The 13,010-nt window shown below is 61.7% G+C and carries 14 protein-coding genes; 11 read left to right on the top strand and 3 right to left on the bottom strand.

The features are described from left to right. Nucleotides 1-37: 37 nt before the first annotated feature. On the bottom strand, nt 38-526 hold the full coding sequence (locus tag MN188_RS12440) for an ATP-binding protein (RefSeq protein WP_242109426.1): 489 nt from the start codon (nt 524-526) through the stop codon (nt 38-40). Between the two features lie 13 nt (nt 527-539). Beyond that, a complete protein-coding gene (locus MN188_RS12445; protein ID WP_242109428.1) occupies nt 540-884 on the bottom strand; it encodes an STAS domain-containing protein in 345 nt (114 codons plus the stop codon). A 103-nt stretch (nt 885-987) separates the two neighbouring features. Between MN188_RS12445 and MN188_RS12450 the strand changes: the two genes are divergently transcribed. The 10 genes from MN188_RS12450 (at nt 988) to rarD (ending at nt 11,801) form a co-directional block, all read left to right on the top strand. Next, on the top strand, nt 988-2,166 hold the full coding sequence (locus MN188_RS12450; RefSeq protein ID WP_242109430.1) for a thiolase family protein: 1,179 nt from the start codon (nt 988-990) through the stop codon (nt 2,164-2,166). A gap of 5 nt (nt 2,167-2,171) precedes the next feature. Next, complete coding sequence (locus MN188_RS12455) at nt 2,172-2,624, top strand: GAF domain-containing protein (RefSeq protein WP_242109431.1); 453 nt, start codon at nt 2,172-2,174, stop codon at nt 2,622-2,624. A 110-nt stretch (nt 2,625-2,734) separates the two neighbouring features. Further along, nucleotides 2,735-3,307, top strand: a complete 573-nt coding sequence (locus MN188_RS12460) for a helix-turn-helix domain-containing protein (RefSeq protein WP_242109432.1) — start codon at nt 2,735-2,737, stop codon at nt 3,305-3,307. 10 nt (nt 3,308-3,317) lie between these two features. Next, nucleotides 3,318-3,698, top strand: coding sequence for a GFA family protein (locus tag MN188_RS12465; RefSeq protein ID WP_242109433.1), 381 nt, complete (start codon nt 3,318-3,320; stop codon nt 3,696-3,698). A gap of 74 nt (nt 3,699-3,772) precedes the next feature. Further along, the gene (locus MN188_RS12470; protein WP_242109434.1) at nt 3,773-6,220 is read left to right on the top strand and encodes a GcvT family protein; all 2,448 of its coding nucleotides are present in this window, start codon (nt 3,773-3,775) and stop codon (nt 6,218-6,220) included. 52 nt (nt 6,221-6,272) lie between these two features. Next, on the top strand, nt 6,273-7,232 hold the full coding sequence (locus tag MN188_RS12475) for a GlxA family transcriptional regulator (RefSeq protein ID WP_242109435.1): 960 nt from the start codon (nt 6,273-6,275) through the stop codon (nt 7,230-7,232). A 63-nt stretch (nt 7,233-7,295) separates the two neighbouring features. After that, nucleotides 7,296-8,198, top strand: coding sequence for a homocysteine S-methyltransferase family protein (locus MN188_RS12480; RefSeq protein ID WP_242109436.1), 903 nt, complete (start codon nt 7,296-7,298; stop codon nt 8,196-8,198). 22 nt (nt 8,199-8,220) lie between these two features. Continuing rightward, nucleotides 8,221-10,671 carry a GcvT family protein gene (locus MN188_RS12485; RefSeq protein ID WP_242109437.1) on the top strand — a complete coding sequence of 817 codons (2,451 nt, stop codon included), beginning with the start codon at nt 8,221-8,223 and terminating at the stop codon, nt 10,669-10,671. Beyond that, a complete protein-coding gene (locus MN188_RS12490) occupies nt 10,668-10,865 on the top strand; it encodes a hypothetical protein (protein ID WP_242109438.1) in 198 nt (65 codons plus the stop codon). The genes MN188_RS12485 and MN188_RS12490 overlap by 4 nt, the downstream gene beginning before the upstream one ends. Nucleotides 10,866-10,907: 42 nt before the next feature. Then, entirely contained in the window at nt 10,908-11,801 is an 894-nt protein-coding gene (gene rarD, locus MN188_RS12495; protein ID WP_242109439.1) for an EamA family transporter RarD, read from the top strand. Here rarD and MN188_RS12500 read toward each other — a convergent pair. Beyond that, complete coding sequence (locus tag MN188_RS12500; protein ID WP_242109440.1) at nt 11,793-12,209, bottom strand: nuclear transport factor 2 family protein; 417 nt, start codon at nt 12,207-12,209, stop codon at nt 11,793-11,795. The two genes, rarD and MN188_RS12500, sit on opposite strands and share 9 nt — an antisense overlap. A 110-nt stretch (nt 12,210-12,319) precedes the next feature. Here MN188_RS12500 and MN188_RS12505 point away from each other — a divergent pair, with 110 nt between their 5' ends. Next, on the top strand, nt 12,320-12,964 hold the full coding sequence (locus tag MN188_RS12505; protein WP_242109441.1) for an RluA family pseudouridine synthase: 645 nt from the start codon (nt 12,320-12,322) through the stop codon (nt 12,962-12,964). Nucleotides 12,965-13,010: the final 46 nt, after the last annotated feature.

The raw sequence follows: 13,010 nt of genomic DNA on the forward strand, positions 1-13,010 counted from the left end.
CGTTCCTGCCACGCTTCGCCAGTCTTTTGGCGGCCGGTCAATTCGGCCGGTATTTGTCCCCGAGTCGCATCTTGAAACTCAGGTGATTCCGGTTGCCATCGCGCCGGTAGGTCAGGTCTTGGGTCAGTTCCCGGATTAAGAACCAGCCAAACCCGCCTTCGGGCAGATCCTGTTCAGCGCATGTGTCAAGATCAAGCGGCCTGCCTGCCGGTGTTTCACCATCTGGCATGGGCAGGCCGTCATCCAGCACGTCAAACACCAAAATGTCGTCGTCACGCGACACGTCCAGTTCGATCACGCCCTGACCGGCCCCGCCATAGGCGTGTTCGACCACGTTGTTCAGAACTTCGGCAAGAACCAGCTCCACCGTGCCCTTTTCATCCGCCGACATATCCATATGCGCCAGCCCGGCCATCGAGCTTTTCAACGCCTTGCGCACCGCCAGTTCATCACTGGGAAACACCAGGTGAAGCCGAGGGCAAGTGGGCAGGATACTGCCCTTGTGAAGATCGCGCGCGTGACCCATGAAGGAGAGCCGTTCAGGACGCATTTGCCAGCCCGCCACCCAAGGCAGCGGCCGCGCTTTCATGGATGACAAAGACGGAATCCATGCGGGTCAGCCGGAACACTTTCAGGACCGTGGGGCTGAGCCCGGCCAGTTCCAGTGCTTTGCCACTCGCCTGTTTCATCGAGGCGACAACCGCACCCAGGCCGGAGGAATCGATGAACATGACCTGTGACAGGTCCAGGATTACGCGATCTGGTCCATCCTCACAAAGGTCGCGCATTTTGTCCTTGAAGGTGATTGCGACCGCCGCGTCGACGCGGTCCTCGTGCACCGTGATGGTCCGCACGTTGGCGGTGTCGTGATAGTCGAGCTGCAAAGGTCTTCTCCTTCCGGGGATAATTCTTGCGATTCAGGCTAGACGCGGATCGTTACCATTCAGTAAGCGTGAAACGGAAAAACGACGCAGACCGGAGGAATTCATGAAGAACGTGGTGATCGCAGGGGCGGCGCGCACGCCGATGGGCGGCTTTCAGGGGGCATTTTCAGGCGTGACGTCTGCCATGCTGGGCGGCACGGCCATCAAGGCCGCGCTTGAGGATGCAGGCGCGGCCCCGGCCGATGTTCAGGAGCTTCTGATGGGCTGCGTTCTGCCCGCGGGTCAGGGTCAGGCGCCCGCGCGCCAGGCCGGGTTCGCTGCCGGATTGGGTGAAGAAGTGCCAGCCACCACGCTGAACAAGATGTGCGGATCGGGCATGAAAACCGCGATGATCGCCTTCGACCAGATCGCGCTGGGCGGGGCGGACGTGATGGTTGCAGGTGGCATGGAGAGCATGACCGAGGCGCCGTATATCCTTCCGAAAATGCGCGCGGGCGCCCGAATCGGGCACGGCGCGGTGGTTGATCACATGTTTCTGGACGGGCTGGAGGACGCCTATGACAAAGGTCGCCTGATGGGCACCTTTGCCGAGGATTGCGCCGAGAGCTTTCAGTTCACCCGCGAGGCGCAGGATGAATATGCGCTGAAATCCCTGTCGAACGCATTGGAGGCCCAGGCCTCGGGCGCTTTCGAGGGCGAAATTGCGCCCGTGACCCTGACGACCCGTCGCGGCGAAACCGTGGTGGGTGAGGACGAGCAACCCGGCAACGCGCGGCCTGACAAGATCCCGACGCTGAAACCGGCCTTTCGCAAGGATGGCACGGTGACGCCTGCCAATTCCTCATCCATCTCGGACGGGGCGGCGGCTCTGGTTGTGGCCTCGGAGGAGGCCGCAAAGGATAAAGGCCTGACCATTCGCGCCCGCATTCTGGGCCATGCCAGCCACGCCCAGGCACCCGGCCTGTTCACCACCGCCCCTGTGCCCGCAGCGCAGAAGCTGTTGGATCAGATCGGCTGGTCGAAGGATGACGTCGACCTGTGGGAGGTGAACGAAGCCTTTGCCGTGGTGCCGATGGCGTTCATGCACGAAATGGGTCTGTCGCGGGATATCGTGAACGTGAACGGCGGCGCCTGTGCGCTGGGCCATCCGATTGGAGCCTCGGGTACGCGCATCATGGTGACGCTGCTGAACGCGCTTGAAAAGCGCGGGTTGAAGCGCGGCGTTGCGGCGATTTGCATTGGTGGCGGCGAAGGCACCGCCATTGCGATTGAGCGGGCCTGAGACCCTTGCGCGCAGACTATCCCGCCCTTGCCGCCGCCATCGCATCCCTGACCGAAGGCGAGGAGGATGCGGTGGCCCTGATGGCAACCGTTGCCTGTGAATTGCACCACGCGGATGATCGGTTCGACTGGACCGGGTTTTACCGCGTGGTCGCGCCGGAATTGATGAAGATCGGCCCCTATCAGGGCGGGCATGGTTGCCTGCAAATCCCGTTTTCGCGTGGGGTTTGTGGTGCGGCGGCCCGCACCGGACAGGTGCAGCTGGTCTCTGATGTTGATGCCTTTGCCGGGCATATCGCCTGTGCCTCCTCGACCCGGTCCGAGATCGTTCTGCCGGTGTGGGACAAGGCCGGCAAGGTGATCGCAGTGCTGGATATCGACAGCAACCAACCGGATGCGTTCAACGATGAGGACGCGCGCGAACTGGCTTCCATCCTGGACGCGACCTTTTCCCGGTGACCCGATCCATGCTGCAGGTGCGGCGATGAATTTTCTTGCTGCGAATCGCAATTCCGCGCTTTGGTGAAAAAAGACGTGAAAATTTCACGAAAACTTTCATCGGAGGCGGGATGCTTCACAGCGATCCGAACAGCACGAAGACCTTGGGCGCCGATATCCGGGCGCTGCGCAAAGGGCGTGGTCTGACTCTGTCGGACCTGGCAACCACGTTGGGTCGGTCGGTTGGCTGGCTGTCTCAAGTCGAGCGAGACATGTCCGAGCCGTCGATTTCCGACTTGCGCGAACTGGCGCAGGCACTGGGCGTGCCGATGTCGTTTCTGTTCGCCCATGCCTCGGCCCCGGTAGAGGAACAAGGGTATGTCGTGCGCGCCGGATCGCGCCGCAGAATGGGGTCGGACGAAGAGGGTCTGATTGAGGAGCTGCTGTCCCCGGACCTGACCGACGATTTCGAAATGGTGCATTCGACATTCGCGCCGCATTCCGCGATGCAAACGCCGGCTGACCGCCCGACGCAAGAGGTCGGGTATCTGGTGTCCGGCAAGCTGGACCTTGAGATCGGTGGGCGGCGGTTCACCGTTGGCCCCGGCGACAGTTTTCGCATCAAGCACGAACCCTATTGCTGGGCCAACCCCTATGACACTCTGGCTGTCGCGATCTGGGTGATCGCGCCACCGGTTTACTAGGAGCGTGGGCATGACAACCGGATCCTGCCTGTGCGGTGCTGTAACCTTCGAGATTGCCGGGGTGCTTCCGGCGCCGAATGCGTGCCACTGCAGCCAATGCCGCAAGCAATCGGGTCATTTCTGGGCCTCGACCGATATCCGCGAACGTGACCTGACCCTGCATGGAGTTGAAAACCTGAGTTGGTTCCAGGCGTCCGAGAAGGTGCGCCGGGGCTTTTGCAAAACCTGCGGCAGTTTCCTGTTCTGGGACCCGATCCACCACGACACGATCGCCGTGGCGATGGGCGCGATCGACGCGCCGACCGGCACGCACCTGGCCCTGCATATCTTCACCGACGACAAGGGCGATTATTACGACATCGCCGACGACCTACCGCAGAACGGGCAATGACATGACAGGTTTTTGCCCCGCAGTCCCCGTATCACACAGCTTCCCACCCCCATCTTCGACAAAGAGGTAATCCCATGTCCGATTTTCCCAGCAGAGCACGCGTTGTCATCATCGGCGGCGGCGTTGTCGGCGCGTCCACCCTGTTTCACCTGGCCAAGAAGGGCTGGACCGATTGCGTTCTCTTGGAAAAGAACGAGCTGACCGCCGGGTCCACCTGGCACGCAGCGGGCAATGTACCAACCTTTTCGACCAGCTGGTCGATCATGAACATGCAGCGGTATTCGACCGAGCTTTACGCCCGTCTTGGGGAAGAGGTCGATTATCCGATGAACTATCACCAGACCGGATCAATCCGCCTGGCCCATTCCAAGGAGCGGATGCAGGAATTCGAACGCGCCTGTTCGATGGGCCGGTATCAGGGCATCGAGATGGAAATCTGGACACCCGAGGAAGCCAAGTCGCGCTATCCTTTCCTGGAAACGCACGACCTGGCCGGTGTGCTCTGGGACCCTTCGGATGGCGACATCGACCCCGCGCAGTTGACCCAGGCCCTTGCCAAGGGCGCGCGCGACATGGGTCAACAGATCATCCGCTTCTGCCCGGCCACCGGTGTCACGCAGCATGACGACGATAGCTGGACCGTGCACACGGACAAGGGCGACATCGCCTGCGAATATGTTGTGAACGCGGCCGGGTATTATGCCCAGCGCGTGGGCGAATGGTTTAAGCCCTATGGCGGACGCACCGTGCCGATGATGGTGATGGAACACCAGTATCTGCTGACCGAACAGATCCCCGAAGTCGAAGCCTGGACCAAGGAGAACGGGAAGAAACTGCCGCTGATCCGCGACGTAGACGTGTCTTATTACCTGCGCCAGGAAAAGGGCGGCTATAACCTTGGGCCGTATGAGCCAAACTGCAAGGCGCACTGGACTGACAGCAGCGACCAAATGCCGGACGACTTCAGCTTCCAGCTGTGGCAGGAGGATCTGGACCGGATCGAGGATATCGTCGTCGACGCCATGGCCCGCGTGCCGCTGATGGAAACGTCGGGTGTGTCCAGCGTGATCAATGGCCCGATTCCATACGCCCCCGACGGGTTGCCCCTGATGGGGCCGATGCCCGGCGTAAAGAACGCGTTCGAGGCCTGTGTGTTCACCTTCGGCATTGCCCAGGGTGGCGGCGCCGGCAAGGTGATGGCGGAATGGATCGTCGATGGCGCGACTGAGTGGGATATGTGGGCGGTCGATCCGCGCCGCTATACCGATTACACCGATCACGATTACTGCGTGCAGAAGGGCATGGAGGTTTACGGCAACGAATACGCCATGCATTTCCCGCACCACGAATGGCCCGCCGCGCGCGACAAGAAACTGTCGCCGGTGCATGACAAGGTGATTGCCGCTGGCGGCGTCATGGGGGCCTACAACGGGTGGGAGCGCGCAAATTGGTTCGCGCAGCCGGGCGATGACACCTCGCTTGAGGCGACCCACACCTGGAACCGATCCGGCCCCTGGCAACAGCGCATCAAGGAAGAATGCGAGGCGGTGCGCGATGGTGTCGGTGTTCTGAATCTGCCCGGCTTCTCGCGCTTTGAGGTTTCGGGCGACGGGGCGGCCGAGGCGCTGCGCGGGCTGGTCACGGGTGGCCTGCCCAAGGTGGGCCGGATGAACCTGGTCTATATCGCCAACGATCAGGGCCGTATCCTGACCGAGATGTCCTGCATCCGCAGGGGCGAAGACGATTTCCTGATGATCACCGCCGCAACCGCGCAATGGCATGACCGCGATGTGCTTTCTGCCGCCATGCCCGCAAGTGTGACGGTGAGGGACGTGACCACGACCCGTGACACCTTGATCGTCACCGGCCCGAAATCGCGCGATCTGTTGGCGGGGCTAAGCGATGCCGATCTGTCCACTGGCTGGCTGACCCATCAAACCACGACGGTGGCCGGGCAGCCTGCGTTCCTGATCCGGGTGTCCTTTGCCGGTGAGCTTGGCTGGGAAGTCCACGCGCTGAACGACCACATGCCCGCGATCTATGACGCGGTCGTGGGCGCCGGGGCAAAGTCTTTCGGCATGTGGGCGCTGAACGCCCTGCGGCTTGAAAAGGGCTACCGCGCCTGGAAGGGCGACCTTTCCACCGACTATTCGCTGCTGGAAGGCGGGCTGGAGCGGTTTGTGAAGCTCGACAAACCGCAGGATTTCCCGGGCAAGGCCGCGATCCTGGCCGAAAAACAGCAGGGTGTGAAGAAACGCTTCGTCACGCTTGTCGTTGACGCCGGCGAGGCCGATGCGCCCTACATGTCCTGCCTGTGGCACGGCGGAAAGATCGTGGGCGAAACCACGTCTGGCGGTTGGGGTTACCGCGTGAACACGTCGATCGCGCTGGGCATGCTGCGGGCCGACCTGGCGGTGCCGGGCACCGAGCTGGAGGTCGAGATCTACGGCGAGAAGTACAAGGCGGTGGTGCAGGAGGACCAACCGCTTTGGGACCCCTCCAACGAACGTATCCGGGCCTGAGCAATTGGGCGCCGCCGTTGTCAAACAGCGGCGCCCGACAAAGTGCAGCGTGATGACACAGCAAAAGACAATTCACCCAGTCCGTTTCGACATTCTTGTCAGCGACGGTTTTGTCCTGACCGAGCTTGCTGGTGTTGTGGAACCTCTGCGCCTGATGAACCGTGTGACAATGTCGGACGGGTTCGCGTTCCGATATCTCAGCCGTCAGGGCGGACGTGTCGCCAGTCGAGCGCTGGCCGAGGTTGCGACCGACCCGGTGCCGGAAAAGCCTTTGGCGGACTACCTTGTCGTGGTCGGAAACACCGACCCCGCAGCGCCCGAGCTTTCGGTGCAAGATATAGTTAGAAACTATACCCATCGGGGGGCCAAGGTCGTTCTTCTGGCCGAAGCCGCCAGTCGTCACATATCCGAAACTGACCCAGACAGCACCCACACAACACATTGGGAAAACTCGACCATTCTGACCGAAGGGAATGTCACGTTCGACCCGAAATTCGCCTTGGCGGTCGAGGATGGTGCAATTCTGACCTGTGCCGGCATGGGGGCGACCGTGGACCTCACCCTGTCGCTGCTTAACCGCTACGCGCCGACGGCGCAGGTGATGGCGGTGGCGGGAATTCTGCTTCATGATCGCATTCGCGACTTTGATACCCGCCAGCCTATCGGCGGCCCGGCCGCATCGGCGACTGGCGAACACGATCTTGATGCCGCGATCCAACTGATGCAAGCGAACACGGAGGAACCCATCCCGATTCACGAGCTTGTCGCGCTGCTTGGCTTATCCAATCGGTCCCTGGAGCGTAAGTTCAAACAACACCTGAATACGACGCCGCACCAATTCTATCGCAGCCTTCGTCTGAACAAGGCGCACAACCTGCTTTTGAATACCGGGCTTTCGATTCAGGAAATCGGTCTTGCTTGCGGGTTCCAGGGCGGGTTCTCTGGGCCGTTCAAGGCCGTGTTTGGCACTACGCCACAACAGCTGCGTGCGCGCAAAAACCGACAGGTATGACGCTTTTGGCCAGCTGCACGATCTGGCATTGTGGCATCAACCAAGGAATGGAGGGGTCATAGGATGAATATTACCTTGAAAGACGGTGGCACCGGGCAGGAATTGATCCACCGATCAACCAGGCCTGCGCACCCATTGTGGTCGGCCAAGGTGATGATGGAGGAGCCAGATCTGGTTCAGCAGGTGCACGAGGATTACATCCGCGCGGGCGCCCGGCTGATCACGCTCAACACCTATTCCACCACGCCCGAACGGTTGGAGCGGGAAGGTGCGGGTGACATGTGCGATGCGCTGTACGATCAGGCTCGCATGTTGGTCGAACGGGCCCGCGATGCCACCGGCATTGAAGTGAAGATCGGCGCCTGCCTGCCGCCTTTGCATGGGTCCTATAACCCCGACATGTCGCGCAGCCATGACGACCTGTTGCCAGCCTATCGCGAGATTGCCGAAAAGCAGGCGGGCTGTGCGGACGTGATGTTGTGCGAAACGATGTCCAGCATCTCGGAACTCACGGCCTCAGCCCGCGCGGCGCAGGAAACCGGGGTACCGACCTATGCCTCCATGTCGTTGATGGACGACGGGTCGGCCCGGTTGCGATCAGGCGAAAGCCTGGCCGACGCGCTGGAGGCTTTGGGTGCCGTGGCCCCAGATGCCATCGGCCTGAACTGTTCAAAGCCCGAAGTCGTGTCACGGCACCTGCCGCAGCTTGCGGACACCGGTCTGCCGGTCGGCGCCTATGCCAACGGTTTCACGGGCATCGACGCACTGACCATCGGCGGCACCGTGGACGGGCTTTCAGCACGCACGGACGTGACCCCGGCCCGCTACACCGAATTTTGCCAAGGGTGGATCGACATGGGCGCAACCCTGCTGGGCGGCTGCTGCGAAGTCGGCCCTGCGCATATCAAACACCTGGCGAACCACCTGAAACAGAACGGACACACGATCATCGGCACCCTGGCCTGATCGCAACTCAAGGAGCGCTCACATGGCGGATCTTCCCACCCACGCCCGCGTCGTCATCATCGGTGGCGGAGTCATCGGCTGCTCGGTCGCCTATCATCTGGCGAAGCAGGGCTGGACCGATGTCGTCTTGCTGGAACGCAAGCAATTGACCTCGGGCACGACCTGGCACGCTGCCGGTTTGATCGCGCAATTGCGTGCCACGGCGAACATGACAAAGCTCGCGAAATACTCGCAGGAGCTATACGGCAACCTTGAGGCCGAGACCGGCGTGGCCACAGGGTTCAAGCGCTGCGGGTCCATCACCGCAGCCCTGACCGACGAGCGGCTTGAGGAGCTGCACCGCCAGGCGGCGATGGCGCGGGCCTTTGGCGTGGAGGTCGAGGAGATTTCACCCGCCGAGGTGAAGGCCAAGTACGAACATCTCAACATCAACGATGTGACTGGCGGTGTCTTTCTGCCGCTGGACGGGCAGGGCGACCCGGCCAACATCGCGCTGGCCCTGGCCAAGGGCGCGCGCCAGAACGGGGCGGTGGTGAAGGAACGCACAAAGGTGACCGGCGTCGCCCGCCAGGGCCGCCGCGTGACCGGGGTCGATTGGATCAGTGATGATGGCACTGCGCAGGGGCATATCACCTGTGACCACGTGGTGAACTGTGCTGGCATGTGGGGGCACGAAGTTGGGCACATGACCGGCACCAACGTGCCACTGCACGCCTGCGAACATTTCTATATCGTGACCGAGGCCATCTCGGGCTTGACCCAGATGCCGGTGCTGCGCGTGCCGGATGAATGCGCTTACTACAAGGAAGACGCTGGCAAGATCCTTCTGGGCGCGTTCGAACCCAACTCCAAGCCCTGGGCGATGGACGGCATTCCGGACACGTTCGAATTCGATCAGCTGCCTGAGGATTTCGACCATTTTGAACCGATCCTTGAGGCCGCGGTGAACCGCATGCCAATGCTGGCCGAGGCGGGTATTCACACGTTCTTCAACGGGCCGGAAAGCTTCACGCCCGACGACGCCTATCACCTGGGTCTTGCGCCCGAAATGGATAATGTCTGGGTCGCGGCCGGGTTCAACTCGATCGGGATCCAGTCGGCGGGCGGCGCGGGCATGGCGCTGGCGCAGTGGATGCAGGATGGCGAAAAGCCGTTTGACCTGGGTGATGTGGACATCAGCCGGATGCAGCCATTCCAGGGCAACAAGACCTACCTGTTCGAGCGTTCCAAAGAAACGCTGGGCCTGCTCTATGCCGACCACTTCCCGTTCAGACAAAAGGCCACCGCGCGCGGGGTGCGACGCACGCCGTTCCATCATCACCTGAAAGACCAAGGCGCCGTGTTCGGAGAGCTTGCCGGCTGGGAGCGCGCCAACTGGTTCGCAAACGCGGGGCAGAACGCTGAATACGAATACACCTGGGGCCGCGCCAACTGGTTTGATAACAGCGCCGCCGAACACCGGGCGGTGCGCGAAAACGTCGGAATGTATGACATGTCCTCATTCGGCAAAATCCGCGTCGAAGGCCCGGATGCCGAAGCATTCATGAACCACGTGGGAGGTGGTGACTATACGGTGCCGAATGGCAAGATCGTCTATACCCAATTCCTGAACAGTCGTGGCGGGATCGAGGCCGACGTGACGGTGACGCGTCTGACGGAAACCTCGTATCTGGTCGTCACACCCGCCGCCACGCGCCTGGCCGACCAGACTTGGATGGAGCGCCACCGGGGTAATTTCAACGTGGTCATCACCGACGTGACAGCGGGCGAAGGCGTGCTGGCCGTGATGGGCCCAAAATCGCGCGAGCTGTTGCAGCGCGTGAGCCCGGCGGATTTCACCAACGATACCAATCCCTTCGGCACCGCGCAGGAGATCGAGATCGGCATGGGCCTGGCCCGCGCCCACCGCGTGACCTATGTGGGCGAGCTTGGGTGGGAGATCTATGTCTCGTCCGATATGGCGGGCCATGTGTTCGAAACGCTGCACGCGGCTGGGCAGGACATGGGTCTGACGCTGTGCGGCATGCACATGATGGACAGTTGCCGGATCGAAAAGGGCTTTCGCCACTTTGGTCATGACATCACCGCCGAGGATCACGTGCTGGAGGCCGGGCTGGGCTTTGCCGTGAAGACCACGAAACCCGAATTCATCGGGCGCGATGCGGTGCTGGCGAAAAAGGAGGCCGGGCTGGAAAACCGTATGGTTCAGTTCAGGCTGACCGATCCTGAACCGCTGCTCTATCACAACGAACCGATCCTTCGTGACGGTGAGATTGTTGGCTATCTGTCTTCAGGCAACTACGGCCACACGCTGGGCGGTGCGATGGGCATGGGCTATGTGCCCTGCAAAGGGGAAAGCGTGGCAGAGGTGCTGGCGTCCAGCTATGAGGTCGACGTGGCAGGCACGCGGGTGAAGGCTGATGTGTCGCTGAGGCCAATGTACGACCCCAAAGGGGAACGAGCCAAGGCATGAATTTTGACAATCAACCCAGTCTGACCAATGGGTTTATAACCCTGCGTCCGCTGGCGGCTGCGGATTTCGAGGGCGTGTTTAAAGCCGCCTCGGACCCAGTGACATGGGCCGGGCACCCGACCAGGAATCGACACCAGCGTGACGTGTTTCGCAGCGCCTTCGATTTCCTGCTTCAGGCGGTTGAAAAGGGTTAAACCGCCTCTGGCCTCAGCCAAGGAACCTGTCATAACGCCGGGATGACGCATATACCTGACAACACCGACAGCCCCCGGGGCCTGGCCTTTGCCATCACCGCTTATCTGCTGTGGGGGGTTCTACCCCTTTACATGAAAGCGTTGGCGCATATTCCCCCGACCGAGGTTGTTGCCCACCGGATTGTCTGGTCGGTACCAATCGCAGGTTTGCTTCTGGTGCTGCTTGGCCGCACCCGTGACATCGCCACCGCGTTTCGGTCTCCGCGCACGCTGGCGATGGGCTGCGTGACCGCCGGTCTCGTCTCGGTGAATTGGGGTGTCTATGTTTGGGCGATTGCCACCGACCGGGCGCTGGATGCCGCTCTCGGCTACTACATCAACCCGTTGTTCTCGATCTTCCTGGGTGCGGTCCTGTTGGGCGAGCGCCTGACCCGAGCGCAGATGGTCGCCATCGCGCTGGCGGCTGCTGCGGTGGTGGTTCTGACCATTGACGCGGGCACATTGCCGTGGCCCGCACTGGCGCTGACGTTCAGCTGGGGCATGTACGCGTTCTTCAAGAAAAGCCTGCCGATCGGCCCGAACCAGGGTTTCATGTTGGAGGTTCTGATCCTGCTGATCCCCGCGCTGGGCTATCTGGGATACCTCACGGCCACCGGTGCCAGCCATTTCACCGAAACCCCATCCAACACCGCGTTGCTTCTTGGCTGCGGGCTTGTCACGGCTGTGCCTTTGATCACCTATGCCAATGGCGCCAAGCTTCTGCGCTTGTCGACTGTCGGCATCCTGCAATACATCGTGCCGACGATGATCTTCCTGTTCGCGGTGTTCTGGTTCGGAGAACCCTTTGGCCGCGCCCGCATGATCGCTTTTCCGATGATCTGGGCGGCGCTGGTGATCTATACGTGGTCGATGCTGCGCAGTGCGCGCTCAGCCTGAGGCAAGCGCCTTTCGGTATTTCAGAAACCGGGCATCCGTCATCACGCGGGCATTCATCGCGTCGCGCAGCGCGCCGATCGTCTTGTGCGGCTGCATCACGACCTCGAATGTCTGGATCAGCCCGACGTCGTTCAGGGTCAGAAGGTCCACGCCCACCGCGTCCAGGTCCCCGACCTTGCATTGGAACTCCAACGCCCAGTCCGGGCCGTCGCCCATGATGCGCCGGTATCCGAAATCCGAAAAGACCTGGATCACATGGCCCAGCACAGCAGCCACCGGTTCGCGCCCAGTCCAGGTTGCCCAATAGGTCGGCGGCATGAACCGCACATCTTCGGCCAGAACCGCCATCACGGCGGCTTCGTCCCGGGCGGCGACGGCGGCTTTGAACTGGGTGATGGTCGGATGCATGGCGGTCCCCTTTTTGACTGGGTCACCCTGCACGGCGAATGCCCTGCGCGGCAAGTCTGACGTTGCTGCACCCCCTTGCCCGCCGCAAGCCGCCCCGGTATTGCGCCCCTATGGACACCTATGCGCCCCCGGATACCCCGCTGGAGATCATCCACCAGGATCATGAGCTTTTGCTTGTGAACAAGCCGTCCGGGCTTCTCTCGGTGCCGGGCAAAGGCGAACACCTCGCCGATTGCCTGATCGCACGGATCCAAGCGGTGTTTCCCGACGCGCTTTTGGTGCACCGGCTGGACCGCGACACCTCGGGTGTCATGGTGTTCGCCATGACACCGCATGCGCAACGGCACCTGGGTCTGCAGTTCGAAAAACGGCAGGTGAAAAAGGTCTATGTTGCTCGGGTGTTCGGGCATGTCGCAGAACGGGAAGGCACCGTCGATCTGCCGCTGATCGTCGACTGGCCAAACCGCCCGAAACAGCATGTGAACTTTGAAACCGGCAAGCCTGCCGTCACCGACTGGAAAGTGGTGAAATACGAAGACAACGCCACCCGCATGCGGCTGTTTCCCCAGACCGGGCGCAGTCACCAGCTGCGCGTGCACATGTTGGAAATCGGGCACCCGATCCTGGGCGATCCGTTCTATGCCAACGGCCCGGCGCTGGACGCGCCCCGGCTGATGCTGCATGCCGAAAGCCTGCGCCTGCGCCACCCTGACGGGGGGAAAGGCCTGACCTTCAAGGCAAAGTGCCCGTTCTAGTGGCTTTGCCTCGCGTCAACCGCGCCCCGGCACCTTGCCCTTCCCG

This window comes from Aliiroseovarius subalbicans (assembly GCF_022678625.1).
In the GTDB taxonomy this organism is placed as follows: domain Bacteria; phylum Pseudomonadota; class Alphaproteobacteria; order Rhodobacterales; family Rhodobacteraceae; genus Aliiroseovarius_A; species Aliiroseovarius_A subalbicans.